Annotated in this window: 20 protein-coding genes; 15 read left to right on the top strand and 5 right to left on the bottom strand. The window is 45.5% G+C overall.

Features of this window, described 5'->3' with window-relative positions; all coding sequences use genetic code 11:
* Nucleotides 1-8 precede the first annotated feature (8 nt).
* The 4 genes from galE to dnaB all read left to right on the top strand — a co-directional run bounded on the left by galE (nt 9) and on the right by dnaB (nt 5,127).
* Complete coding sequence (gene galE / locus WKT00_RS10920) at nt 9-1,028, top strand: UDP-glucose 4-epimerase GalE (RefSeq protein WP_340263648.1); 1,020 nt, start codon at nt 9-11, stop codon at nt 1,026-1,028.
* Nucleotides 1,029-1,255: 227 nt separating this feature from the next.
* The gene (locus WKT00_RS10915; RefSeq protein WP_340263646.1) at nt 1,256-3,310 is read left to right on the top strand and encodes a DHH family phosphoesterase; all 2,055 of its coding nucleotides are present in this window, start codon (nt 1,256-1,258) and stop codon (nt 3,308-3,310) included.
* Nucleotides 3,311-3,760, top strand: a complete 450-nt coding sequence (gene rplI / locus WKT00_RS10910) for a 50S ribosomal protein L9 (RefSeq protein WP_101695891.1) — start codon at nt 3,311-3,313, stop codon at nt 3,758-3,760.
* Nucleotides 3,761-3,786: 26 nt separating this feature from the next.
* Nucleotides 3,787-5,127 (top strand): replicative DNA helicase, encoded by a 1,341-nt coding sequence (gene dnaB, locus WKT00_RS10905; RefSeq protein WP_101696014.1) that lies wholly within the window; start codon nt 3,787-3,789, stop codon nt 5,125-5,127.
* Here the strand turns inward: dnaB and WKT00_RS10900 are convergent.
* Nucleotides 5,110-5,469: a hypothetical protein gene (locus WKT00_RS10900; RefSeq protein WP_101695892.1), complete on the bottom strand. Its 360-nt coding sequence runs from the start codon at nt 5,467-5,469 to the stop codon at nt 5,110-5,112. The genes dnaB and WKT00_RS10900 overlap by 18 nt on opposite strands.
* A gap of 175 nt (nt 5,470-5,644) precedes the next feature.
* Nucleotides 5,645-5,815: a DUF362 domain-containing protein gene (locus WKT00_RS10895; protein ID WP_101695893.1), complete on the bottom strand. Its 171-nt coding sequence runs from the start codon at nt 5,813-5,815 to the stop codon at nt 5,645-5,647.
* 227 nt (nt 5,816-6,042) lie between these two features.
* Here WKT00_RS10895 and WKT00_RS10890 point away from each other — a divergent pair, with 227 nt between their 5' ends.
* Complete coding sequence (locus WKT00_RS10890) at nt 6,043-7,257, top strand: substrate-binding domain-containing protein (RefSeq protein ID WP_101695894.1); 1,215 nt, start codon at nt 6,043-6,045, stop codon at nt 7,255-7,257.
* 94 nt (nt 7,258-7,351) lie between these two features.
* On the opposite strand, the gene WKT00_RS10885 is transcribed toward WKT00_RS10890, so the two are convergent.
* Genes WKT00_RS10885 through WKT00_RS10875 form a run of 3 tightly spaced genes read right to left on the bottom strand, consistent with a single transcriptional unit; the run spans nt 7,352 to nt 11,891 of the window.
* Complete coding sequence (locus WKT00_RS10885; RefSeq protein ID WP_101695895.1) at nt 7,352-8,770, bottom strand: sensor histidine kinase; 1,419 nt, start codon at nt 8,768-8,770, stop codon at nt 7,352-7,354.
* Between the two features lie 11 nt (nt 8,771-8,781).
* Nucleotides 8,782-9,486 carry a response regulator transcription factor gene (locus tag WKT00_RS10880; protein WP_173814938.1) on the bottom strand — a complete coding sequence of 235 codons (705 nt, stop codon included), beginning with the start codon at nt 9,484-9,486 and terminating at the stop codon, nt 8,782-8,784.
* A gap of 29 nt (nt 9,487-9,515) precedes the next feature.
* A complete protein-coding gene (locus WKT00_RS10875) occupies nt 9,516-11,891 on the bottom strand; it encodes an endonuclease MutS2 (RefSeq protein ID WP_340263641.1) in 2,376 nt (791 codons plus the stop codon).
* 126 nt (nt 11,892-12,017) lie between these two features.
* On the opposite strand from WKT00_RS10875, the gene WKT00_RS10870 reads away from it, so the two are divergent.
* The 10 genes from WKT00_RS10870 to WKT00_RS10825 all read left to right on the top strand — a co-directional run bounded on the left by WKT00_RS10870 (nt 12,018) and on the right by WKT00_RS10825 (nt 24,462).
* Entirely contained in the window at nt 12,018-13,262 is a 1,245-nt protein-coding gene (locus WKT00_RS10870) for a S1C family serine protease (protein WP_340263639.1), read from the top strand.
* A 52-nt stretch (nt 13,263-13,314) separates the two neighbouring features.
* The gene (locus WKT00_RS10865; RefSeq protein WP_173814935.1) at nt 13,315-14,256 is read left to right on the top strand and encodes a 3'-5' exoribonuclease YhaM family protein; all 942 of its coding nucleotides are present in this window, start codon (nt 13,315-13,317) and stop codon (nt 14,254-14,256) included.
* Between the two features lie 81 nt (nt 14,257-14,337).
* Nucleotides 14,338-16,083 carry a 23S rRNA (uracil(1939)-C(5))-methyltransferase RlmD gene (rlmD, locus tag WKT00_RS10860; protein WP_340263635.1) on the top strand — a complete coding sequence of 582 codons (1,746 nt, stop codon included), beginning with the start codon at nt 14,338-14,340 and terminating at the stop codon, nt 16,081-16,083.
* 115 nt (nt 16,084-16,198) lie between these two features.
* Entirely contained in the window at nt 16,199-16,375 is a 177-nt protein-coding gene (locus WKT00_RS10855) for a hypothetical protein (RefSeq protein WP_009320322.1), read from the top strand.
* Nucleotides 16,376-16,839: 464 nt separating this feature from the next.
* Entirely contained in the window at nt 16,840-17,667 is an 828-nt protein-coding gene (locus WKT00_RS10850; RefSeq protein WP_340263631.1) for a ParA family protein, read from the top strand.
* A complete protein-coding gene (locus WKT00_RS10845) occupies nt 17,621-18,568 on the top strand; it encodes a ParB/RepB/Spo0J family partition protein (RefSeq protein WP_340263629.1) in 948 nt (315 codons plus the stop codon). Before WKT00_RS10850 ends, WKT00_RS10845 begins: the two co-directional genes overlap by 47 nt.
* 188 nt (nt 18,569-18,756) lie before the next feature.
* A complete protein-coding gene (locus tag WKT00_RS10840) occupies nt 18,757-22,902 on the top strand; it encodes a SpaA isopeptide-forming pilin-related protein (protein WP_340263628.1) in 4,146 nt (1,381 codons plus the stop codon).
* Between the two features lie 150 nt (nt 22,903-23,052).
* Nucleotides 23,053-23,355 (top strand): hypothetical protein, encoded by a 303-nt coding sequence (locus tag WKT00_RS10835; RefSeq protein ID WP_022008452.1) that lies wholly within the window; start codon nt 23,053-23,055, stop codon nt 23,353-23,355.
* A 10-nt stretch (nt 23,356-23,365) separates the two neighbouring features.
* A complete protein-coding gene (locus WKT00_RS10830) occupies nt 23,366-23,638 on the top strand; it encodes a hypothetical protein (protein WP_004848348.1) in 273 nt (90 codons plus the stop codon).
* A 128-nt stretch (nt 23,639-23,766) separates the two neighbouring features.
* Nucleotides 23,767-24,462 (top strand): hypothetical protein, encoded by a 696-nt coding sequence (locus WKT00_RS10825; RefSeq protein ID WP_340263625.1) that lies wholly within the window; start codon nt 23,767-23,769, stop codon nt 24,460-24,462.
* Nucleotides 24,463-24,520: the final 58 nt, after the last annotated feature.

Genomic DNA, 24,520 nt, shown 5'->3' with positions numbered 1-24,520 from the left:
CAAAAGTCATGGCGAAGGTATTGATCACTGGAGGAGCAGGCTACATTGGAAGCCACACGGCGTTGGAGCTGTTAAATGAAGGATACGAGGTTGTTGTATACGATAACCTGTATAATTCATCTGAAGAATCCATTAAAAGAGTAGAGGAACTGACGGGGAAACAGGTAACCTTCTACGAGGGAGATGTATTGGATGAGAAAGCATTAGAGGCCATGTTTGAGGCGGAGAAGATTGATGCAGTCATTCATTGTGCAGCTTTAAAGGCTGTTGGGGAGTCTGTACAGAAACCGCTGGAATACTATCACAATAATATTACAGGAACATTGACATTAATGGGCGTGATGGACAGAATGGGAGTGAAGAATATTGTATTTAGTTCTTCCGCAACTGTTTATGGAAGTCCGGAGATTATTCCGATTACAGAGGAATGCCCGAAGGGCGAGTGTACCAATCCATATGGATGGACCAAATCTATGATGGAGCAGATTATGTCTGACGTTCAGAAAGCAAAATCAGACTGGAACGTTGTACTGCTTCGTTACTTCAATCCGGTTGGAGCTCACGAGAGCGGACGGATCGGAGAGGATCCAAAGGGAATTCCGAACAACCTGATGCCATATATCTCTCAGGTGGCAGTTGGTAAGCTTGAGAAGCTTGGCGTATTCGGAGATGATTACGATACACCGGATGGAACCGGAGTTCGTGATTATATTCACGTTGTAGACCTGGCAATCGGACATGTAAAGGCAATCGATTACATTTTGACCAATCCGGGACTGGATGTAATCAACCTTGGAACGGGTGTAGGTTACTCTGTACTCGATATGGTGAAAGCATTCTCCAAAGCATGCGGAAAAGAGATTCCATATGAGATTAAACCTCGCCGCGCAGGAGATATCGCAATGTGTTATGCAGATCCAAAGAAAGCCAAAGAGGTTCTTGGCTGGGAAGCAAAGAGAGGTCTGGACGAGATGTGTTCGGACACGTGGAGATGGCAGTCTCAGAATCCAAACGGCTATGCGAAGTAGAAGTATACTCGGCGTGTGAGATCTGAAATGTTGAATAGAAAGGCCACTGCGTTTTGTGCAGTGGTCTTTTTGTGCAAAATGGAAGGTGCGAGAATACATACGGAACCGTTCTTTTTACTCGCATTTTCAACTAAATGGTGTTATACTATATAGAATATGATAACTATTAGATATGCAATGCACGGCAGTCAGCTGCCAGTGTAATATGGATGGTTGAGGAAAAAGCAATGAGAGAGAAAGAAAAGGTGCATTTGACCGGACAGCTGAAATTGTACATGCAGTTTCCGGCTGTGATGGCAATCCTGTTGATTGGAATTAATCTTGGAATTTATCGAATGAACCAAAAAGCCGGAACGATTCTGTTTGTTTTTGTGCTGATCTATGTCGTGATGGTGGGGATGATGTATTTCTATACCAAGTCTATTGTAATGAAGGATTTGGTGGAATTTGCAGCTCAGTATGGGGTTGTCCAGAACGTGCTTTTAAAAGAGCTATCGATTCCATATGCGATTCTTTTAGATGATGGAAAAGCTGTCTGGATGAATAAAGAATTTGAACAAATTCTGCACACAAAGGCAAAGGGAGATCCCTACATCAGTAAATATATGCCGGAACTGAATCGCAGCATTTTCCCGAAAGAGATGGACGATGTTGTTCACATGGACGTCTATTATGGGGAGCGAGAGTACCGTGCAACCCTTCGTAGAGTATCCGTAGAAGGCTTCAGTAAGACGGAGCATCTTTTGCAGATCCCGGAGGAGAAAGAATTCTTCGTTGCAGTTTATCTGGAAGATGTGACAGAGCTGAACCAGTATATTAAGGCGACGGAAGAGCAGCGCCTCGTAGCAGGGCTTATCTATATTGACAATTACGATGAAGTGATTGACAGTGTGGAAGAGGTACGCCAGTCTTTGTTGATTGCATTGGTAGACCGTAAAATCAATAAATATATTGCCAAGGTGGATGGAATTGTCAAGAAGATGGAGAACGACAAGTATTTCGTTGTGTTTAAGAAGAAATACTTCAAGCAGCTGGAGGAGGATAAGTTTTCTCTGCTGGACGATGTAAAGGGCGTTAATATCGGAAATGGAATTCCGGCGACCTTAAGTATCGGGCTTGGACTTGGAAACGACGCCTATGCCCAAAGCTACAATTACGCTCGTGTGGCCATTGACCAGGCGCTGGCCAGAGGCGGTGACCAGGCGGTAATCAAAGATGCGCACGGAATTACTTATTACGGAGGAAAGCGGGAACAGACATCTAAGAATACCCGTGTAAAGGCGCGCGTAAAGGCGGAGGCTTTGCGAGAATTCATCACGCTGAAAGATAAGATCTTTGTGATGGGACATAAGCTGACAGATGTGGATGCATTTGGTGCAGCCATTGGAATCTGCCGGGCGGCACAAGCCATGGAGAAGAGGGCTTATATTGTAATCAATGAAGTGTCTGCATCGCTGCGGCCGTTGTATGAGTGCTACGAAAAGGATGATAGCTATCCGAAAGATATGTTCCTTCGTTCGTCTCAGGCATTGGATATGGCAGATACGAACTCTATGGTAGTGGTCGTAGATACCAACCGCCCACAGATGACGGAATGTGAGGAACTGTTGGCGAAGACGGATACGGTGGTGGTTCTGGATCACCACAGACAGAGCAACGATAAGATTGAGAGCGCATTGTTGTCTTATGTGGAACCATATGCTTCATCCACCTGTGAGATGGTGTCAGAGATTCTGCAGTATATCGTAGACGATATTAAGATTCCGAAGCTGGAAGCCAGCAGTATGTACGCAGGTATTATGATCGATACGAATAACTTTGTAAATCGTACCGGTGTACGAACCTTTGAAGCGGCGGCGTTCCTTAGAAGAGCAGGCGCAGATATTACGCTGGTGCGCAAGATGTTCCGGGATGATATGGAGTCCTACCAGGCCAAGGCGGAGATTATCAGCAGTGCAGAAGTATACCATGAGATTTTTGCCATTGCAAAAGGCGTGGATCTGCATATTGAAAGTCCGACCATTATCGGGGCGCAGGCGGCCAATGAACTTTTGGATATCAGCCAGATTAAGGCATCTTTTGTATTGACAGAATATAATGGAAGAATCTATGTCAGCGCCCGTTCCATTGATGAAGTCAATGTACAGGTAATGATGGAGAAACTGGGCGGCGGCGGACATATGAATGCTTCAGGAGCGCAGTTTGAACATACTAACATGAATGAGGCCGTTGCCGCATTGAAAAAAGTAATTGATGATATGATAGAAGGAGGAGACATCTAGATGAAGGTAATATTGACAGAGGACGTAAAGTCTCTTGGAAAAAAGGGAGAAATTGTAGACGTAAGTGACGGATATGCAAGAAATTTTATTTTAAAGAAGAAAAAGGGCATAGAAGCAAACAGTAAGAACTTAAATGATTTAAAGCTTCAGAAGGCGAACGATGATAAGATTGCGCAGGAGCAGTATGAGGCGGCGCAGGAATTGGGGCGTAAGTTGGAAGCAGGAAAGATCGAAGTATCCATTAAGACCGGCGAAGGCGGAAAGGCATTTGGCTCCGTTTCTTCCAAAGAAATTGCAGCAGAGGTAAAGGCGCAGTTGGGTCTGGAGATTGATAAGAAGAAGGTGCAGTTAAAAGACGCCATCAAAACGCTTGGAACGCACACCGTTCCGGTAAAATTACATCCAAAGGTAACTGCTGATCTGAAGGTGGTTGTATCCGAGGAAGCTTAGGAGGAGAGCGAATGGAAGGACAGAGCATGGAAGAGTCTCTGATTAAGAGAGTAATGCCCCACAGCGTAGAGGCCGAGCAGTCGGTTGTCGGCGCGATGCTGATGGATAAGGATGCGATTACGACGGCGTCAGAGATTGTCAGTGGCCAGGACTTCTACCAAAGCGCATATGGGGTAATCTTTGATTCCATGGTGGAGCTGTTCAATGAAGGAAAGCCGGTGGATCTGATTACGCTTCAGGAGCGTCTGAAAGAGAAGGATGTTCCGGCGGAGATTGCAAGCCTTGAATTTGTCAGAGATTTGGTGACGGCAGTGCCAACATCTGCCAATGTGAAATATTATGCGGAGATTGTCGCCGATAAAGCGATGATGCGCCGTTTGATTAAGTTAAATGAGGAAATTGCCAATACCTGCTATGCGGGGAAGGAATCACTGGAAGCAGTGCTTGAAAAGACAGAAAAATCCGTATTTGATTTGCTCCAGCGGCGAAATACGGGAGAATACGTACCCATTAAGCAGGTGGTATTAAATGCGCTTGAGAAGATTGAAAAGGCATCTAAGAGCAAGGGAACGGTAACGGGAATTCCGACGGGCTTTATCGATCTGGACTATAAATTATCCGGTCTGCAGCCTTCGGATCTGGTTCTGGTTGCAGCTCGTCCGTCTATGGGAAAGACTGCCTTTGTCTTAAATATTGCACAGTATATGGCATTTAAGAAAGATAAATGCGTTGCGATTTTCAGTTTGGAGATGTCAAAGGAACAGTTGGTGAACCGACTGTTCTCCCTGGAATCCCAGGTGGATGCGCAGGCGCTTCGTACCGGTAACATGAAGGATTCCGACTGGGAAAAGTTGATTGAAGGAGCTGGCATTATCGGCAAATCGAAGATGATTATCGATGATACTCCGGGTATCTCGGTATCAGAACTTCGTTCTAAGTGCAGAAAGTACAAGCTGGAACACGGGCTTGATATTATTATTATCGACTACTTGCAGTTGATGACGGGAAGTGTAGGAAAGAGTTCCGAGTCAAGACAGCAGGAGATTTCAGAAATTTCCCGTTCTTTAAAAGGACTGGCCAGAGAGCTGAATGTGCCTGTGGTTGCACTGTCCCAGCTAAGCCGTGCGGTGGAATCAAGACCGGATAAGCGGCCGATGCTCTCAGACCTTCGAGAGTCCGGAGCCATCGAGCAGGACGCCGACGTGGTAATGTTCATTTACCGAGATGAGTATTATAATAAAGATTCAGAGTATAAAAAGCAGGCTGAAATTATTATTGCAAAACAAAGAAACGGTCCTGTAGGGACCGTTCATCTGGCTTGGCTTGGCGAGTATACAAAGTTCGCCAACCTAAGCAGGCAGGAATAAATGTTTTAATTTCTGAACTGGACCGGTTTCCGAAGCGGCTTTCCGATAGGATTGCTGCTGACGGATCAGCTGGTCCAGTTTTTTGAATTCCTCTTCTTCCTGGCGTTCTTTTGCGTCCAGCAGGAAAGACATTTCCTTGCTGATCATAGAGAGCAGAACTTCGTTGTTATTCTCCAGCATTCGCTTTATGTAAAGCTGCTCTCTGGTTCGTCTGATGTCGGGAATCAATGCCTTTAACTCGGCAAATGGTACTCCCTGTTCGTACAGTTCCCGGATACATCCGAAAAGTCTGGCATCATCTTTTGTCTCACGTCTTAATTGTTCCAACGCGTGATTACCCATGTCGATACCCCCTTATCTATACTTGTCCCGTTGGGTAAGGATATCATAACATAGACGGAGTGTAAGAATCCGTCAGAACCCGTCGAGGATACAGAAAATTAAAAAAGAAAAAGACACTGCATATCACTTGGTGATATACAATGTCTTTTGTTACTTGGATTATTCTCGATATGTATTAGCCCTGAGAGATTGCTCCTGTTGGACACTGAGCAGCACATGCTCCACAATCTACACAAGCGTCAGCATCGATCTCATAATGATCTGCTCCCTGAGAAATAGCTCCAACTGGGCATTCAGCTTCGCAAGATCCGCAGCTTACACATTCATCACTAATTACGTGTGCCATAGTAGGTACCCTCCTTTTTGTTTAATCTACCCATATCATAATACAAAAGGGGCAATTATACAAGAGAAAGAGGATAAATTTCCGGGAGGTATGCAGTAAAATACAATTTTCCTAAAAATTAAGAAAAAAATCAACAATTTTTCACTGTTTTGGTGTATAGTGGTTGATGATGTAGAAAAGGCTTGAAAATGATGTATGAAGGATAGATAAGAGGAGTGTAGGATAGGATGAAAAGAAGGAAAAGTATCATAGTGGCTATGTTATGCGTGTCATTGCTGTCCACGGCCTGTGCAGCTTCTGATTCGGACGAAGGAACTGCCGGAAAAGATGCCGGAGCACAGCAGACGTCAGAAGCAGAGAAGGAACAGCCGAAAGAAAAAGAATATCAGGGTAAGCTGAATCTGATTCAGCCATCTGCCTATAATAATGTCGATGATTTGAACCTGGAGCCGGGATCGTATCTATCTATTATCGGGAAGGGCGACGGTGGTGCGTACTGGGAAGAAGTAAAAAAAGGTGCGGAGCAGGCAGTGGCTGATCTGAATCAGCTTCTGGGATATGAAGGAAAGAAGAAAATTAAGATCACTTATAGCGGACCGTCAGAGACGGATGATATTGATGATCAGGTCAATATTTTAGATGAGGAACTGGCGCGCTATCCGGTGGCGCTTGCGATTTCCGTTTCCGATGCATCTGCCTGTGAGGTGCAGTTTGATCTGGCGGCAGAAAGTGGAATTCCGGTGGTGGCATATGATTCGGGAAGTGATTATCAGGGACTGATGGCGACGGTTTCTACGGATAACGATGCATCTGCCAGGGAAGCGGCAGCACGTCTTGCGGAGGAAATGAAGGAAGAAGGAGAAGTTGTAATCTTTGCACAGGATACGAAGTCGAAGGCAGCGCAGATCCGTGAAGCGGCATTTAAAGAGGAGATCGCGGCGAATCACCCAGGCATTACGATTGTGGATGCCTATCATATGGATGATTTAAGCAGCTGGCAGGATGTAGTGGCAGCAGAGATGAATGCAGGAACTTATCAGCCTGAGGATGCGGCTTTGGCTGGGAAAGAAACGGTTTTGCCGGAAGAGCTGACAGAGGAACAGGTGGTAGACTATATTTTTGTAAAGCATCCGAATTTGAAGGGCATATTTGGAACCAATATCGATGCGCTGAAATTGGGACTTGCCGGAGTGGAACGGGCAGAAGGAGATGAGATTTCTGTAGTCGGATATGACATCGATACCGAGATGAAGAAAGCCCTGAAAGAAGGACAGGTAGATGGCCTGATTGTTCAGAATCCATTTGGTATGGGATATGCTTCTGTGGTGGCTTCTGCGAGAGCGGCATTAAATCTTGGAAATGAAGCAGTAGTGGATACGGGATATACCTGGGTAACCAAGAAGAATATGAAGGATGAAGCGGTTAAGAAAGTCTTGTATTAGGACAGGTTTGAATTGTTAAGTGATATATAAAAATAGTGGGTGGGTTAAATACCATCCACTATTTTTATATAGACTGCTTTTTTGAGCGATTATGTTAATTTGAATTTGTCCCTTTGGGAAGGGAGAAGATAAATTCGGTTCCTACGCCCTCTGTGCTGACTACATTGATATTTTCACCGTGCGCCTGGATAATCTCTTTTACAATGGCAAGGCCAAGTCCGGTTCCTTTCTTGTCCTTTCCGCGGGACAGATCCGTCTTATAGAAGCGTTCCCAGATCTTGGTCAGTGCGCTTCGAGGAATTCCAATTCCGTAGTCTTTAACGGAGGTGTAAATCTTATCACCCCGATCCGTGGTCTCGATGGTGATGTTCGAACCCGCATCGCTGAATTTCACCGCGTTGTCCAGAAGGTTGTGTAGCACTTGCTGGATTTTGTGCTTGTCAGCGGTTACATAGAGGTATTTGGATGCAAATAGCAGTTCAATTGTGATTTTTTTCTGTGTACACCGGCCTTCAAAAGCGGCGGCGGTACGTTTGATTACTTCGTGAATGTCGAAGATTTCTTTGTTCAGAAGCAGTGTCTTGGTATCAAATTCATTTAAGGACAATAGATCCTGCGTCAGATCAGTCAGGCGCTCTGTCTCAAATAAAATGATTTTTAAGTATTTTTCGTGTAGCTCCGGTGGAATGGTTCCGTCTGTCATAGCTTCTACGTAGCCCTTAATGGATGTAAGGGGAGAGCGGAAATCATGGGAGACATTTGCCACGAATTTTTTCTGATAATCCTTCATATCCCTCAGCTGTGAAGACATGTAATTGAGAGAGGCGGAAAGATAGCCAATCTCATCTTCGGAATTTACCGGGATCTCATACGCCAGGTTGCCGGAAGCGTATTGGGTTGCAGCTTCGGTAATCCTTGACAGCGGCTGATATACGAAAAAGTGAAAGCCCAGCAGGATTAAGAAAGACAGAATATAGATGACGAGCAGAGAAACATAAGCTGCGCGCATCATAATATCCTGAATATGGCCGATATCGGAGACGTACTTGTGAATCATCAGGTAGCCGTCTGGGGAATAGCCGCAGACGACGGGAGCGATGACGGTGATAACATCTTTGGAAAAACTGCCGTGATAATCGCTGATCTGGTATTGCTTTCCTCCGCTTTCAGCCGGATTGAAATCAGAAATTTCGTTTGGGGCTAAGGGGTAACCATCCGCCTGTGGGGAAAACAGCATTTGCCCGTCTTTATCTACAAACCAGACGGCGGCATCAAGCTGTCTTTCGATTCCGGAAAGCTGCATATGGACGTCGCCTGCGGAAATCTTTTTGGAAAAATATCCCGGCAGATAGTCATTTGCAACACGGGTGGTCTCCTTATAAATACTGGAGGCAACAGAATCAATCAGCGGTCCTTCCGTCAGACCGCTGCCCAATGTGGCGACTGTGAAAATCCCCAGAAAGCCGAAGATAATATACATAATAATAAACTTGAGATAAAGTGTACTTCTCATGGGAACTCCTTTTATTTGACCTCAAATTTGTAACCGATTCCCCAGACGGTACTAAGGCTCCAGGAAGGGTGATCCTTGATTTTCTCACGCAGACGTTTGATGTGAACATCTACTGTCCGGGTGTCCCCGATGTATTCGTATCCCCAGATTTGATCAAGAAGCTGCTCTCTGGTAAAGACCTGATTGGGAGAAGAAGCTAAGAAGTATAAAAGCTCCAGTTCCTTTGGCGGCATATCTACGGTGTGACCGTCAACAAGGACGGAATAATTGGTCAGATTGATTACGATGCCTGGGTATTCCACGCATTTGCCCCTGTCAGCGGAAAGCTCTTCTGGCTTTGGAGCTGCCTGGTAACGACGAAGGACGGCCTTGACTCTGGCAACAAGTTCCTTGGAATCAAAGGGTTTCATCATATAGTCGTCGGCGCCGAGTTCCAGTCCCAGTACCTTATCAAAGACTTCGCCCTTGGCGGACAGCATGATAATCGGCACGTTGGACCGGGAACGAAGTTCGCGGCAGACCTGGTAGCCGTCGATTCCGGGAAGCATCAGGTCCAAAAGAATCAGATTCGGATGATAGGTATCGTAGGCGATCAATGCTTTCTCGCCGTCGTGAACCATCATGGTATCGAAACATTCTTTCGCCAGATAGAGAGAGATAAGTTCTGCGATGTTTTCATCATCGTCTACGATTAATATTTTCTGTTTATTTACCATGGTTGAGTCTCCTTTTCATGTCAGCATCCTTATTTGAATTCTACGATGGTTACACCGGCATCGCCTTCTCCAAATGCGCCAAGCCGGAAAGATTTCACATGCTTTTGGCGGCGTAGGTAGGTGTGGATTCCTGAGCGCAGAGCGCCGGTGCCTTTTCCGTGAACGACGCGGACACTGCTTAAATGTGCCAGGTAAGCGTCATCCAGATATTTGTCAAGCTCTGCAATGGCTTCGTCCACTGTTTTGCCAAGCAGGTTGATCTCCGGGCTTACGGAGAAAGATTTGCCCATGCGCATTTTGCCTTTGCTGGTGCGTTTCATCTGTTTGGCGCTGTAAGACGGCGCTTCTTCGATGATCTCCAGGTCGGAAATATGAACCTGAGAACGTAAGATTCCCATTTGTACGGTAACATTTCCGCGGGAGTCGGGAAGGGAAGTGACCGTTCCCGTCAAATTCATGCTGAGAACTTTTACAGATTCTCCCAATTTGAAATCACCGGGCTTATGCTGGCGGTGTGGTTTGGTATTGCCAAGTTGGCTTTTGGAGGCTGTGGCTGCCATTTTCTGGCGCAGTTTCTCTCGTTCCTTTTCCATTTCGGCTGCGGAAATATTAGCCTTTCCGAACTTGTGGAAATTGCGCATGGTTTCGTCGGCTGTTTCTTTTGCATCGGCTAAAATGGCATGTGCTTTTTCATTTGCCTCTTTTAGAATCCGTTCTTTCTGAGCTTCTAGTTTTTCTTGTTTCTGGCGGGCTTCTGCTTTCAGCCGCTCTAGTTCCCGCTTATAAGAAGCGATTTCTTCCTGTTCCTTCTGGATGGTTCGCTTGCTGGTTTCCAGATCTGTCAAGAGATCTTCAAAGGATTCATCCTGCTCGGTCAGGTGTGTTTTGGCGTCTTCAATAATATAATCTGGAAGTCCTAATTTACCTGCAATTGCAAATGCATTACTCTTTCCAGGGATTCCGATCAACAGATGGTAGGTTGGAGCCAGTGTTTCCAAATCGAACTCGCAGCAGGCATTTTCTACACCCGGTGTAGACAGTGCGTAAACTTTTAATTCACTGTAGTGGGTGGTTGCCATCGTTCGGATGCCCTTTTGATGAAGGTGGCTTAAGATAGCGATGGCAAGAGCTGCGCCTTCGGTTGGATCGGTTCCGGCGCCCAGTTCGTCAAAGAGAACCAAAGAGCGCTCATCTACGTGCTTTAAGAAAGAAACGATATTCGTCATATGCGAAGAAAAGGTACTAAGACTTTGCTCAATACTTTGTTCGTCTCCGATATCGGCATATACATTTTCAAATACGGCAAGTTCAGAGCGATCCAATGCCGGAATGTGAAGCCCGACCTGTCCCATCAGTGTAAAGAGTCCCACTGTTTTCAGGGAGACCGTCTTTCCGCCTGTGTTCGGTCCGGTTACGATGAGAAGGTCAAACGTGTCGCCCAGTGTCAGTGTAATCGGTACGACCTTACGCTTATCAAGAAGCGGATGGCGCCCTTCTCGTATATGGATTCGTCCCTCTGTATTAAGGATCGGTTTGGATGCATTCATGTTAAGAGCCAGAGAGCCCCGGGCAAAAATGAAGTCCAGATCGGTCATAATCTGGTAGTCGGTGCGAATGGCATCAACGTAATCCGCAGTGTCGGCGCTTAATCTGGCAAGGATGATTTGAATTTCTTCCTGTTCTTTTGCATAAAGTTCTTTTAAATCGTTATTTAGTTTTACGACAGCCATTGGTTCAATAAATAAAGTAGAACCAGTGGCGGACTGGTCGTGAATCAGTCCGGACACCTGGCTTCTGTATTCCGCTTTGACAGGAATGCAGTACCGATCGCCGCGCATGGTGATAATCGGATCCTGCAGATAGGTACGTAAAGCTCCATTCACCAGGGAGGATAAGGTACTGTGAACCTTGTCGTTAATCTGATTCATAGAACGTCGGATCTGTTTTAGGGTGCTGCTGGCATCGTCGCTGATCTCATCTTCTTCCAGGATGCATCGGCGGATTTCTGTGGTTAGCAAGGTCAGAGGTTCCAACTGATCAAATAATGGATCCAGACAATCCGAAGAATCATCATTATTCTCATGGCGTCCATAAGCTTTGGCACGCCCTGCGGTCTCTAAGAGTTTGCAGATGCGAAGAAGTTCGCCGCTTCCAAGAGCGGCGCCGATCTCCAGTCGTTTTAAGGATTCACCTACCGGATTCGATCCGCCGAAAGAAGGGCGTCCCTTTTTGACGATTCTGGTAAATGCAGCTGCTGTTTCCTCCTGCATGAGCGTGATCTCTGCAAGGTTGGTCTTGGGTTTTAATCTTCGACAGCGTTCTTTTCCGCTGAAGGAAGACGCCTGTTCTGTCAGTAAATCAATGATTTTGTTATATTCTAATTTCAGTAATGTTTTCTTATTCATATGTATCCCCTTTTCATCTAAGACTTATTCTACCCTATTTGGGGGATAAAGAAAAGGATAAATATTGAACATTTGGTCGCCATACGCTATACTATAAAAAGGACTGAAAAGGAGAAGGATGCATCGATGGAAGCGCATAAAGATCCAGAAGAGGAGTATTCATTTTTAAAAGAAACGATTAAAGATGAAGCCTTAAAGACAAAGCTTAAAAGAGACGTTTTGCGTATGTCCTGGTTGGGATTGATATTTGGTGTCATTGCCAGCTTTAGTTTTAGTGCGTTTCATCCCCTGATGGACAAGCTGTTTAAAAGCGATCCACAGGAGGTTACCATCCCCGAAGAGAAGGAAGAAGCGGATGGGAAAGAAGAGGAGAAGCCAGAAGAGACAGAGCAGCAGATTTTAGATGCGCAGAGTTATCGGCAGATGCAGAAATCACTGACGGAGATTGCCGTGCAGGCCAAAAAGTCGGTGGTGGAGATTACCGGAGCCAAAAGTACAGAGGACTGGACGGCTGCGGCAGAGGAAGCAGAACATAGTGCGGCTGGTCTGATTATTGCAGATAACGGGCAGCAATTGTTGATTTTGGGAGAGAAACTCTCAGCAGAAGAAGCAGGAGAAGTTCAGGTGATATTCGGCGACGGTCAGGCATATCCGGCCAGACTGAAAAAGCAGGACGGAAATCTGGGATTGGGAATTTACGCAGTTGAGCGTTCGGCTATTGCAGATGCAACCTGGGCGCAGATAGAGACGGCAAAGCTTGGAAGTTCAAAATCTGTGACAGAGGGGGATCCGGTGATTGTCCTTGGAAATCCGTTTGGATCCGGTACCGCAATGGGATTTGGAACTATAGCTTCGATGCAGAAGTATCAGCGAATGGCAGATGGAAATTATCAGTTCCTGTGCACAGACATTGCAGCGGCAGAAAATGGAAGCGGCGTGCTGGTGAATCTGGCGGGTGAGGTCGTTGGAATTGTGGCGAAGAGCACGCAGGCAGAGGAAGAACCGGCTCTGGTGACCGGATACGGAATTACCGAGTTAAAGAAGATTATTGAGCTTTTGTCCAACGGGCAAAGTGTTCCATATCTTGGCATTTCCGGTGTGGATGTGACGGCGCAGGTAGTAGAACAGGGAATTCCTGAAGGGGTCTATGTCAAAGAAGTGGCAGCAGATTCCCCGGCTATGGGAGTGGGAGTTCAGACCGGTGATGTGATTACCAGCATTGGCGGTAAGAAGGTGATAACGCTTGCGGCATACCACCAGGAGTTATTCGAGAAAAGAAGCGGAGAAAAGATTAAGCTGAAGGTCAAACGGCAGGGATCGGGCGGCTATGTAGATGTAGAATTTGACGTGACAGTCGGAAGTAAAGAATAAAAGAAATGCAAAAAAAGATTTAAAAATAGAACAGATAGAAAGAGGAAGACAGATGAGATATATCAATACGCTCCATGAAGGGGAAACCATCAGGAATGTATACCTGTGTAAGGGGAAACGTTCCGCAGAGACTAGAAATGGAAAACCATACGATAATCTGATCCTGCAGGATAAGACGGGAACATTGGACGGTAAGGTTTGGGATCCGAACTCCAGTGGAATTGCAGATTATGATGAGATGGATTTTATCGAAGTATATGGAGAAGTTACCAGTTACAACAATAATCTTCAGCTGAATATTCGTCAGATTCGTGTTGCGCAGGAAGGAGAATATGTGGCTGCGGACTATATGCCGACGACGGAGAAGAGTCCGGATGGAATGTATCAGGAACTGCTAGGCTATATTCGTCAGATTAAAAATGAGTACCTGCGGAAAGCGGTAGAGTATTATTTTGTAGAAGACGAGGCGTTTGTAAAAAGATTTAAAGCACATTCTGCAGCAAAGACAGTGCATCACGGTTTTGCAGGCGGGCTTTTGGAGCATACATTAAGCGTGGTTCGCTTCTGTGAATATATGGCAGGGGCATATCCGATTCTGAATCGTGATCTTCTCTATGCGGCAGCGATTTGCCACGACATTGGGAAGACGAAGGAGCTTTCTTCTTTCCCGGAGAATGATTATACAGATGATGGACAGCTTCTGGGGCACATTGTAATCGGTGTGGAGATGATTGGCGATGCGGTTCGGGCGATTCCGGGATTCCCAGAGACATTGGCAAGCGAATTGAAGCACTGTATCATCGCACATCACGGGGAATTAGAATATGGATCTCCGAAGAAGCCGGCATTGGCAGAGGCACTGGCTCTTAATTTCGCGGATGCGGCAGATGCAAAAATGCAGACATTGACAGAAATTTTCAAAGATAAGAATACAACGGAGTGGCTGGGATATAACCGGTTGTTTGAATCCAACTTACGGAAAACTAAATTGTAAATTTGGGACGGAGTTTTTTGAAAAAAACTCCGTCCCAAATTGCAATTTACCCTGTCCCAAATCGAGAAAGGTAGTATAGATATGCAGAAGAATGATATTGTGAAGGTAGTAATAGAGGATGTCGGCGTTGGCGGTGAGGGCATCGGAAAGGTTAACGGATATACGCTTTTTATCAAGGATGCAATCATCGGTGACGTAGTGGAAGCGAAGGTTATGAAGGCGAAAAAGAATTATGGATATGCAAGGCTTATGAATATTCTTACGCCGTCAGAATACCGCGTAGAAAAACCGGTGTGCCAAGTGGTAAGAAAGTGCGGCGGCTGTCAGATTCAAGAGATGAAGTATGATCGTCAGCTGGAATTTAAGAATCAAAAGGTAAGAGGAAATCTTATGCGGATTGGGGAGGTTCCAGAGCAGCTTCTTGATCGGATCATGGAGCCGATCGTCGGAATGGATGAGACGGAAGGTCTTGGAGGTCCTTATCATTATCGAAATAAAGCTCAGTTTCCAATTGGGATAGATAAGGATGGCAATATTGTAACTGGCTTTTATGCGGGCAGAACGCATTCCATTATTTCTAATACAAACTGTGCGCTTGGTGTGGAGATTAATGAGCAGATTTTGAAGTTGATTCTAGATTTTATGAAGGAATATCATATCAGCGCATATGACGAAGGGAAGCATCAAGGACTTGTGCGTCATGTGCTGATCCGGTATGGATTTACAACAAAAGAAATCATGGTCTGCCTTGTGATAAATGGGGGAGGTCTGCCGCATGGTGAAGTGTTGGCAAAGCGTTTGGCCAAGATCGAAGGAATGACCAGTGTTACGTTAAGTATCAATAAAGAAAAAACAAATGTGATTATGGGAAATGTGATCAAACCGCTATGGGGGCAGATGTACATTACAGACTATATTGGAAATGTAAAATATCAGATTTCTCCGTTGTCGTTCTTCCAGGTAAATCCGGTACAGACAGAAAAATTATATAAACTGGCTTTAGAGTATTCGGGATTAAATGACGTTTCCTGTGGTAATCCAAGTGATAAGGTAGTGTGGGATCTATATTGTGGAATTGGAACGATTTCTCTTTTCCTTGCGCAGAAAGCGGGAAAAGTATATGGTGTGGAAATTGTGCCGCAGGCGATTGATGATGCCAGAAACAATGCGAAGATAAATGAAATTGAAAATGCAGAGTTTTTCGTTGGGAAGGCAGAAGAGGTGCTGCCTCAGTATTACGAAGATTATGCGAAAGAGCATGGCGGCGAGACGGCGCATGCAGATGTGATTGTGGTGGATCCGCCGAGAAAAGGCTGTGAAGAGACACTTCTTCAGACGATGGTGGATATGCAGCCGGAGCGGATTGTGTATGTAAGCTGTGACTCCGCGACGCTGGCTAGGGATGTGAAGTTCTTGCGAGGGAATGGGTATGAGCTTGAGAGAGTCAGGGCGGTAGATCAGTTCCCGCATACGGTGCATGTGGAGACGGTTGTAATGCTTTCCCACAAAAAACCTGACAGTGTAATCAATGTAAAAGTCGAGTTTGGCGAGGGTGAGGGCAAAGTACCGCTTGATAATATTGCTAAAAGAGCAGAAGCGTATAAGCCAAAAGAGAAAGTTACCTACAAAATGATAAAGGAGTACATAGAAGCGAAATATGGCTTCAAGGTACATACCGCATATATTGCGGAGGTAAAAAGGGATTTAGGTTTACCGATGTATGATGCTCCTAATGCGGTAGAAGAACTGAAACAGCCGAGGAAACATCCGACGGAAGAGAAAGTGGAAGCGATAAAGGACGCTTTGAAGCATTTTGAGGTGATTTAATAGTCATAAGCGTATCATTAGAAATAGTGGTACGCTTATTTTTTTACCCCTATTACACATTTGAGTACCCTGACCGTTCTTCTATATAATGAAATCAAGAACGGAGGTGCTGACAATGAGAGAAACAAAATACCACGCATATCTGGATAGTGAGGAAAGAACAATCCTTTTACATAGCCTTGTGGAATTGAAAAATCAACTCATTCAGCAGGGCAGATATACAGACTGTGTTGACGAGCTGATTGTCAAAGTCATAAACGCCCCTGTGAAGAAACTAAAAGTATTAGTGTAGGAGGTTGTGATGTATGACAAAGATTTTGCCTAGCTTGTGAAAATTGCAGTGGAGAAATTAAAAGAAGATACTGTTTATAAAATGCTCATACACAGCGAGGATTATCAAAAAGAAAGCGACGTAAGGGATAAGGCGGAACGAAACTATGAACAACTTGATTTGACAATAGAACAGAGAAAGGTCTGTAATGTTTTTTTAGATTACAGAGATAGGTAGAGCTTGGAATACTCTGATTATTCCTATTTGGCAGGCTTATATGATGCGTTCCGTATCATGGCGGTCATTTTCCCCGACAGGTGGGATATGGAGCAGATACAGAAAGTCTTATCCATAATTAAAAATTGAATATAGAAATGGATACATAGCCGATTGGTGTAACAGCCAGTCGGCTTTCTTGCGTTCAGAGCGAAGTACATAGCCGCCTTTGACAAAGCGGCTAAATAAAAGCGAAAGGAGGACGCTATATGTCAAATTGCAAAGTGATCGCTCTGACCAATCAGAAAGGCGGTGTGGGTAAGACCACCACAGCCGTCAATCTGGGCGTGTGTCTATCAAAGCAGGGAAAGAAAGTCCTGCTTGTGGATGCAGACGCACAGGCAAATCTTACAATGTCGCTTGGCTATCCACGACCAGATGATTTGCCCATATCCCTTGCGACGATTATGCAGGACATCATCGACGATAAACCTTTTGATGTTCAGAAAGGTATCCTGCATCACAGCGAGGGTGTTGATCTGTTACCCTCAAATATTGAGTTATCAGGTCTGGAAGTAAGGCTTATCAATGCAATCAGCCGTGAGCGTGTTCTGACGACCTGTATTAACGAGGTCAAAAAGAATTACGACTATGTGCTTATTGATTGTATGCCGAGCTTGGGTATGCTGACAATCAACGCATTGGCGGCGGCTGACAGCGTGGTTATTCCGACACAGCCGCATTATCTTTCTGCAAAAGGTCTGGAGTTATTGCTTCGCTCTGTGTCAAAAGTCAGGCGGCAGATCAATCCCCATCTTCGGATTGACGGTATCTTAATGACGATGGTAATGCCACGCACGAACATTTCTAAGGAAGTGACCGCATTGGTAAGGAGTGCATACGGTCAGAATATCAAAGTTTTTGATGCCCAGATACCACATTCTATCCGTGCAGTAGAAGCTACCGCAGAGGGAAAGAGCATTTTCGCCTATGACAAAGGCGGTAAGGTTGCCGTAGCTTATGAGCAGTTTGGAAAGGAGGTGGCAGATATTGGCGAGAAGCAGAAAAAGCAGCATCGAGCTGACCGCATACGATGACCTTTTTCAGACAGATGAAAGCCGTGCAGAAGCGGCACTAAGTAAGATAAGGGATATTCCCATTTCTGAAATTGATGAGTTTCCAGACCATCCCTTTAAGGTTTTAATGGATGAAGATATGGAACAGCTTGTTGACAGCATAAAAAGAAATGGTGTAATGACCCCTGCGACTGTCCGTTTGAAGGAGGACGGCAGATATGAGCTGATTAGCGGTCACAGGAGAAAAAAGGCTTGTGAGCTTGCGGGACTTGATACGCTGAAATGTGAGGTCAAGGAGTTTTCCCGTGATGAAGCCATTATTGTAATGGTGGAGAGCAACCTGCAAAGAACGACCATTTTACCGAGTGAAAAGGCGTTTGCCTATAAGATGCGGTTAGAAGCAATGAAGCGACAAGCAGGCAGACCCCCGAAAGAAAATGTGTCGCCAATGGCGACGAATTTATCAAAAGGGCGTTCAGATGTGGAATTAGGAGAGCTTGTAGGAGAAAGTAAAGACCAGATACGCCGCTATATCCGCTTAACTGAGCTTGTACCTGAAATTTTGCAAATGGTGGATGAGCGTCAGATTGCGTTTCGTCCTGCGGTGGAAATCTCTTATCTTTCCGAGGAACAGCAGTACACTCTGCTTGAAGCGATGGAATATAATGACGCCACGCCCTCACTTGCACAGGCTATCAAAATGAAAAAGTATATGCAGGAGGGAAAGCTGACAGATGGGGTGATCAGTTCCATTATGGAAGAAGAAAAACCGAACCAGAGAGAAAAGCCTGCTTTCCGTGATGAAAGGATAACCAAGCTCATTCCCAAATCTGTACCCAAAGGGAAAGAATCCGATTTTGTGGTCAAGGCGTTGGAGTTTTATAACCGCCATCTGCAAAGAAGCAAGGCACAGGAACGATAGCTACACATCAAGGGACAGGTCTGTCTGCTTGGGTGGATAGCCTTTTTTTTCGCTTTCCCCCTCTCCACACCTCTCCCCCTTAATACTGCCAGTTACTATCCGAGAAAAGAAAAATGATAAGCTGCCAGAGGGCGGCTTTTTTCGGTTAGCAGGCAACATCTATTTTCAATATCAACAGGAGGTAAATGATGAAATTCAAAAAAATATTCCAAAAGGCTGCGGCTGTTGTGATGGCTGCGGTTACGGTATTCTCCGTACTGCCTGCCACCACAGCCTTTGCAGCCGTAGGAGATGTTGGTACGATTTCTTTTTCACACACTTATGATGGGAACGGAAATGCAATGAGGTACAATTCAAGTGCCAACATCAACGGTTATATCGCAGGCGGTACGGGTAACTATAAATACCGTATGTTTGTGGATGGCGACACAGCATTTTGTTTACAGCCAGGTGTACCGCTAAAAACGGGAAACACCTTGAAAGAAGCATCTTCCGAAGCATGGAACGCTCTTTCGGGAAGCCAGAAAAAAGCAGTTGGGCTTGCCCTGCTCTATGGGTATCAGGGAAACCGAGGAAATCTGTCTGGATCAGACGATGAGAAATGGCTTGCGACCCAGACTCTTGTATGGGAGTTTGTTACGGGATGCCGTGAAGCCACAGGCTCATACCGCCAGACAAGCAGCACCGTGTACAGCCTGCACTTTGGTTCTCATTATCCAAACAGCGGAGCAAAGAAAGTTTATGACCAGATTGTTTCGCTGATGAGTAAGCACAATACCATTCCGAGCTTTATGTCAGGCGGGAAAGACGATATTACAAAGGAGCTTGTCTATAAAGACGGGAAATACAGTCTAACGCTGACAGATAAAAACGGTGTGCTGTCTGAGTATTCCTTTGCAAGTTCCAGCGATGCAGTCAGTGTAGCAAAATCTGGAAATAAGCTCACGCTCACATCAAAGAAAGCCTTTCATGGTTCTGTAAGGATTACAGCTACCCGAAGCGGAGTGCCTGTGGTCAGTCAGAGTGCAAAACTGATTGCTTATGGTGATCCGAACTTGCAGGATGTTATTACAGGCGTAGAAAACGCTTCTCCTGTATCTGCCTATCTCAATGTGGAAACACCGACAGGTACGATTGCCCTGAAAAAGACTTCTGAGGACGGCGTTGTAGCAGGTATTCAGTTTACCATCAAGGGCGAGGGCGTCAATAAGACGGTAACGACCGATGAAAACGGAAATATTACAGTAGAAGGTCTGTTCCCTGCCACTTATACCATCACAGAGCAGATCATTGACCGTTATGAACCACAGCAGACCCAGACGGTAACACTCATCGGCGGCAAGACAACCACAGTCAACTTCAACAACACCTTAAAGCGTGGCAGCCTTGAAGTAGTCAAGACTTCCGAGGACAATCTGGTGGAGGGCGTGAAATTCCATTTGTACGGCACATCCCTTAGCGGACTTGCAGTCGATGAGTATGCTGTCACCGATGGAAATGGTGTAGCCAAGTTTGAGGATGTCCTGATCAGCGGCGATACCCCGTATGTGCTTGAGGAAGTGGATACAGCAATTCGCTATGTCGTTCCTGCATCCCAGACCGCACCGATTGAATGGAATAAGGTTACAAACCGCAGTTTCCAGAATATTCTCAAGAAATTCAATGTGACGGTAACTAAGACCGATGCAGAAACAGGAACACCACAGGGGGACGCTTCTTTAGCGGGTGCGATTTATGGTATTTACAAGGGCGAAGAACTGATTGACACCTACACCACCGACGAAAACGGTCAGTTTACGACCAAGTATTATGTGTGCGGCGATGACTGGACAATCCGAGAAATCAGTCCGTCCGAGGGGTATCTTCTTGACCCGACTATTCATAAAGTCGGTGCAGAGCCAGAACTTTATGAGGTGGAATATAATTCTGCCGAAAATGATGTGAATGAGCAGGTTATCAAGGGAAATATCGCTATTATCAAGCATACCGATGACGGCGAAACAGGCATCGAAACGCCAGAAGAAGGTGCTGTCTTTGAGGTATTCCTTAAATCGGCAGGTAGCTTTGAGCAGGCAAAAGAAAGCGAGCGTGACAAGCTTGTCTGTGATGAGAACGGTTTTGCCCAGACAAAAGATATGCCTTATGGCATTTATACGGTAAAACAGACTTCTGGATGGGAAGGGCGTGAGCTGATGAAGCCGTTTGATGTGTTTATCAGTTCCGACGGTCAGACCTACCGCTATCTTATCAACAATGCCAACTTTGAAAGCTATATCAAGGTTGTGAAGAAAGATGCGGAAACAGGGAAAACCATCCCGTATGCAGGGGCAGGCTTCCAGATTTACGACCCGAACGGCAACCTTGTGACAATGACTTTCACTTATCCAGAAGTGACAACCATTGATACTTTCTATACTACCGCAGATGGCGAGTTGATTACCCCGCAGGCTTTGGAATACGGAAAAGGCTATTCCCTTGTGGAAGTACAAGCCCCATACGGCTATGTGCTTGACTCCGAACCTGTGTATTTTGATGTAGTGCAGGAAAATTCGGAGGAAGAAAGCGGAATTACCGTGATTGAGGTAGTACGATCCAATCTGGCACAAAAAGGTACGATTATCGTAGAAAAGTCTGGAGAGATTTTCTCAAGCGTATCGGAAAACAACGGAATGTATCAGCCCAACTTTGCCGTAGGAAATCTGGAGGGTGCGGTTTATGAGATTACCGCAGCCGAGGATATTGTAACCTTAGAGGGAACAGTCAGAGCAAAAAAAGGTGAGGTGGTAGATACACTGACCACAGGTGCAGACGGTACGGCAAAATCAAAGGAATTATATCTTGGAAAATATGAAGTGAAGGAAGTGACAGCACCGAATGGTATGGTGCTGAATGATGAAATTCACTCCGTCGAGCTTGTCTATGCAGGACAGGAAATTTCAGTAACAGAAACCGAAACGAGTTTCTACAACGAGCGTCAGCGTGTGGAAATCGACCTTGTAAAGAGCCTTGAAACCGACGAGAATTTTGGTGTGGGCAATAACGGGGAGATCTTTGATGTTGCCTTTGGGCTGTATGCAGAAAAAGAGCTGACTGCCGCAGATGGTACGGTCATTCCTGCTGACGGACTGATTGAGATTATTACTCTTGACGAGAACGGAAACGGCAAGGTTAAGACCGACCTTCCGATGGGCAATTACTATGTGAAAGAGATTGCAGCAAACGAAGCGTATCTTACAAGTGATACGAAATACCCTGTAAACTTTGAATATGCAGGACAGGATACCGCCATCGTCCACCTTGCAGTCAATGACGGCGAACCCATTGAAAACAAGCTGATTTATGGTTCTGTAAGTGGAAAGAAAACCGATGAGGACGGCAAGGGATTAGGTGGTGCTGTCATTGGCATCTTTAAGACCGGCACAGAAGAATTTACAAAAGAACATGCGATTTTAACTACCACATCAAAGGATGACGGTAGTTTTTCTTTTGCCAAAGTGCCGTATGGTTCTTGGATTATCCGAGAGGTAGAAAGTCCGAAAGGCTTTGTACTGTCCGAGGAAGAAATTCCTGTTACGATCGGCAAGGTGGATGAAGTTGTGGAAATCGAGCTTGTGAATGAATTTATCACAGGCAATATTGAGTTTATCAAAGTTGATAAGGATTATCCTGACAATAAGCTGACAGGTGCAGTTTTTGAAGTCTTTGCCGATACAAACAAAAACGGCGAGTACGACAAGGAAGATGAGCTGCTTGGCGAAATGTCTGAGCTTGGCGGCGGCATCTACCAGATGAGCGAGCTTCGATACGGAAAATATTTTGTCCGTGAAAAGACAGCACCAGAGGGCTTTGTTCTTGATGAAAATGTCTATACCGTGTCCATTGAGGAAAATGGCAAGACCTATGTGGTGGAAAATGAAGCAGGCAAAGGCTTTGTCAATGCCCCACAGTCAGGCAGTCTTAAAATTGTCAAAACATCTTCCGATGGCAAGGTGGAAGGCTTCTCTTTCCGAGTGACAGGTGCAAATGGATATGACCAGACTTTTAAGACCGACAAAAACGGAGAAATCGTGATTGAAAACCTGCGTATCGGAGAATACACCATTTCCGAGGTCAGCGATAAGGCATCGGCAAACTATATCCTGCCTGCCGAAAAACAGATTACGGTCAAAGTGGGATCAACTACGGTTGTCCAGATGCACAATGAACTGCGTGACACCCCAAAAACAGGGGATGACTTCAATCCGTTCCTCTGGGGAGGACTGGCGGCAGCTTCCCTCATTGGTGCAGGGACGCTCTTGATCGCAGGGCTGAAAAAGAAGAAGAAGGAGGACTAAGGAATGGAAGCAAAGACGGTAATCGCCATTGTGCTTGTGATGTTCATTGTGGACGGAGCAATCTGGCTGAACATCCGTAACCGAAAGAAGAAGTAAAGTGTCTGGGGGCAGCCTTTTTGGGCTGTCCCCTTTCCATATACGGAGGTATGTATGCAAAAATTGAGAACCATTGAGGATAAGGTGCGAGCCATTTTGAAAAAGGACGAGGAAGCCAGAAATGACGATATGGTGCTGTATCTGAAAGTATGTAACAGCTATTTTAAGGACGCAGGGGCGATGCCCTTTGCGGAAGTGATGTCGCAGTACCGTTATCTGGGACTGCCGAGCTTTGAGAGCGTGGGCAGGACACGCCGAAAGTTGCAGGCAGAACATCCAGAGCTTTTAGGCAGTGTCCGTATCCAGAAACTCCGTGCCAAGCAGGAACAGAATTACAGGCGTTACGCCAAAGAATGAGAGGTGGCTTATGAACGAAGAAAAACGAATGAACGGCGGCTATGAAATTATTGAGAGCTGTCAAATCGGGCGTACAGAGCTTGTCATCGGGCATAACTCCAAAGCCCCGAACCCTTATGTGTGTTGGTACTGTAAGGATGGATCAGATTATTTCTGGGGGTATTATTGCAATCAGCTTTCCGAAGCAAGGGATAAGCTGAATGAACGCTATCAGAACGAGTGCAGGATGCCCTATAACCAACCAGAAAAGAAACAGAGGAATCACAATGACCGAGAACGCTAAGAAAAAATATGATTGTGCGACCTGCCCTTATCCCCGCTATAAGGAAGGGACGGTTATTTTCTGCGATGTATGTATGCAGAAGATTTTAGACAGGAAGAAAGAAAAACAGCGACAGGAGGAACGCTGATATGGAGATACGACCATTAACCCCGACAGAACAGAAATACACTTATGCCCAAAGTATGCAGATTGAGGGGCAGACAGGTACAATCGGACATCTGCGTGGCGATTTTGCAACAACAGGCTATGGCTTTTATACCACTTGGTTTGATACCAGACCCCATAGGAAATCGGACGAATTTAAGGCAGACCTTGATACCGTCATCAATGCCTTGCGTGAGGATAAAGGACTTTTGCACAACCGTTATGATATGGGTGCTTTTGCAAGAAAATATCCTGAAAGTGCGATGAAAGGGAATTATTGTACGGAATATGGTTTTCGTGTGGACACAGGAAAGCACGCTTTTCTATTTCGGTGCAATCCCACCAAAGGCGATTATAACTTTTACTGTTATTGCTATGTGAAGGAATGGCTGAATCAGCACATGGAAAAGGCTGAGCAGGGCATCCGTTTTATAGATACGCAGTATAAAGAACTGTTCCGTATCCCAGACGGTGGGAAGATTATGGTAACGACCGCTTGGGGCGAAAAACGGGAATACACCTGCCGCTTTATTGACGAATACCATACGGAGGTCGGTAACAACCTGTATCACATCGGTGAGTTTGCCGAGTTTCTGCACAAAAACGGTGCAGCCTGTGAGCCGATCAGTAAAGAGCCGCAGGCAACAAAAGCATCGAAACACAAAGACTATGAACGATAGGAGGGATGGGACAATGGCAGTCAATCAGAAAGCGGTAAAGGTTTTGAATAAAGTCTTT

It is taken from the genome of Dorea sp. ICN-14282, from assembly GCF_037890115.1.
Lineage (GTDB): Bacteria > Bacillota > Clostridia > Lachnospirales > Lachnospiraceae > Dorea_B > Dorea_B phocaeensis.
Note: the sequence above shows the minus strand (reverse complement) of the source record. Positions and strands in the feature narration are given on the sequence as shown.

Excerpts from the sequence above, each read along its gene's own strand:
- WKT00_RS10880 (WP_173814938.1), bottom strand. The coding sequence starts at position 9,486 with ATGGTAAATAAACAGAAAATATTAATCGTAGACGATGATGAAAACATC.
- WKT00_RS10885 (WP_101695895.1), bottom strand. The coding sequence starts at position 8,770 with ATGAGAAGTACACTTTATCTCAAGTTTATTATTATGTATATTATCTTC.
- galE (WP_340263648.1), top strand. The coding sequence starts at position 9 with ATGGCGAAGGTATTGATCACTGGAGGAGCAGGCTACATTGGAAGCCAC.
- WKT00_RS10915 (WP_340263646.1), top strand. The coding sequence starts at position 1,256 with ATGAGAGAGAAAGAAAAGGTGCATTTGACCGGACAGCTGAAATTGTAC.
- WKT00_RS10850 (WP_340263631.1), top strand. The coding sequence starts at position 16,840 with ATGTCAAATTGCAAAGTGATCGCTCTGACCAATCAGAAAGGCGGTGTG.
- WKT00_RS10835 (WP_022008452.1), top strand. The coding sequence starts at position 23,053 with ATGCAAAAATTGAGAACCATTGAGGATAAGGTGCGAGCCATTTTGAAA.
- WKT00_RS10855 (WP_009320322.1), top strand. The coding sequence starts at position 16,199 with ATGAGAGAAACAAAATACCACGCATATCTGGATAGTGAGGAAAGAACA.
- WKT00_RS10895 (WP_101695893.1), bottom strand. The coding sequence starts at position 5,815 with ATGGCACACGTAATTAGTGATGAATGTGTAAGCTGCGGATCTTGCGAA.
- WKT00_RS10840 (WP_340263628.1), top strand. The coding sequence starts at position 18,757 with ATGAAATTCAAAAAAATATTCCAAAAGGCTGCGGCTGTTGTGATGGCT.
- WKT00_RS10870 (WP_340263639.1), top strand. The coding sequence starts at position 12,018 with ATGGAAGCGCATAAAGATCCAGAAGAGGAGTATTCATTTTTAAAAGAA.
- rlmD (WP_340263635.1), top strand. The coding sequence starts at position 14,338 with ATGCAGAAGAATGATATTGTGAAGGTAGTAATAGAGGATGTCGGCGTT.
- WKT00_RS10825 (WP_340263625.1), top strand. The coding sequence starts at position 23,767 with ATGGAGATACGACCATTAACCCCGACAGAACAGAAATACACTTATGCC.
- dnaB (WP_101696014.1), top strand. The coding sequence starts at position 3,787 with ATGGAAGAGTCTCTGATTAAGAGAGTAATGCCCCACAGCGTAGAGGCC.
- WKT00_RS10830 (WP_004848348.1), top strand. The coding sequence starts at position 23,366 with ATGAACGAAGAAAAACGAATGAACGGCGGCTATGAAATTATTGAGAGC.
- WKT00_RS10865 (WP_173814935.1), top strand. The coding sequence starts at position 13,315 with ATGAGATATATCAATACGCTCCATGAAGGGGAAACCATCAGGAATGTA.
- rplI (WP_101695891.1), top strand. The coding sequence starts at position 3,311 with ATGAAGGTAATATTGACAGAGGACGTAAAGTCTCTTGGAAAAAAGGGA.
- WKT00_RS10900 (WP_101695892.1), bottom strand. The coding sequence starts at position 5,469 with ATGGGTAATCACGCGTTGGAACAATTAAGACGTGAGACAAAAGATGAT.
- WKT00_RS10890 (WP_101695894.1), top strand. The coding sequence starts at position 6,043 with ATGAAAAGAAGGAAAAGTATCATAGTGGCTATGTTATGCGTGTCATTG.
- WKT00_RS10875 (WP_340263641.1), bottom strand. The coding sequence starts at position 11,891 with ATGAATAAGAAAACATTACTGAAATTAGAATATAACAAAATCATTGAT.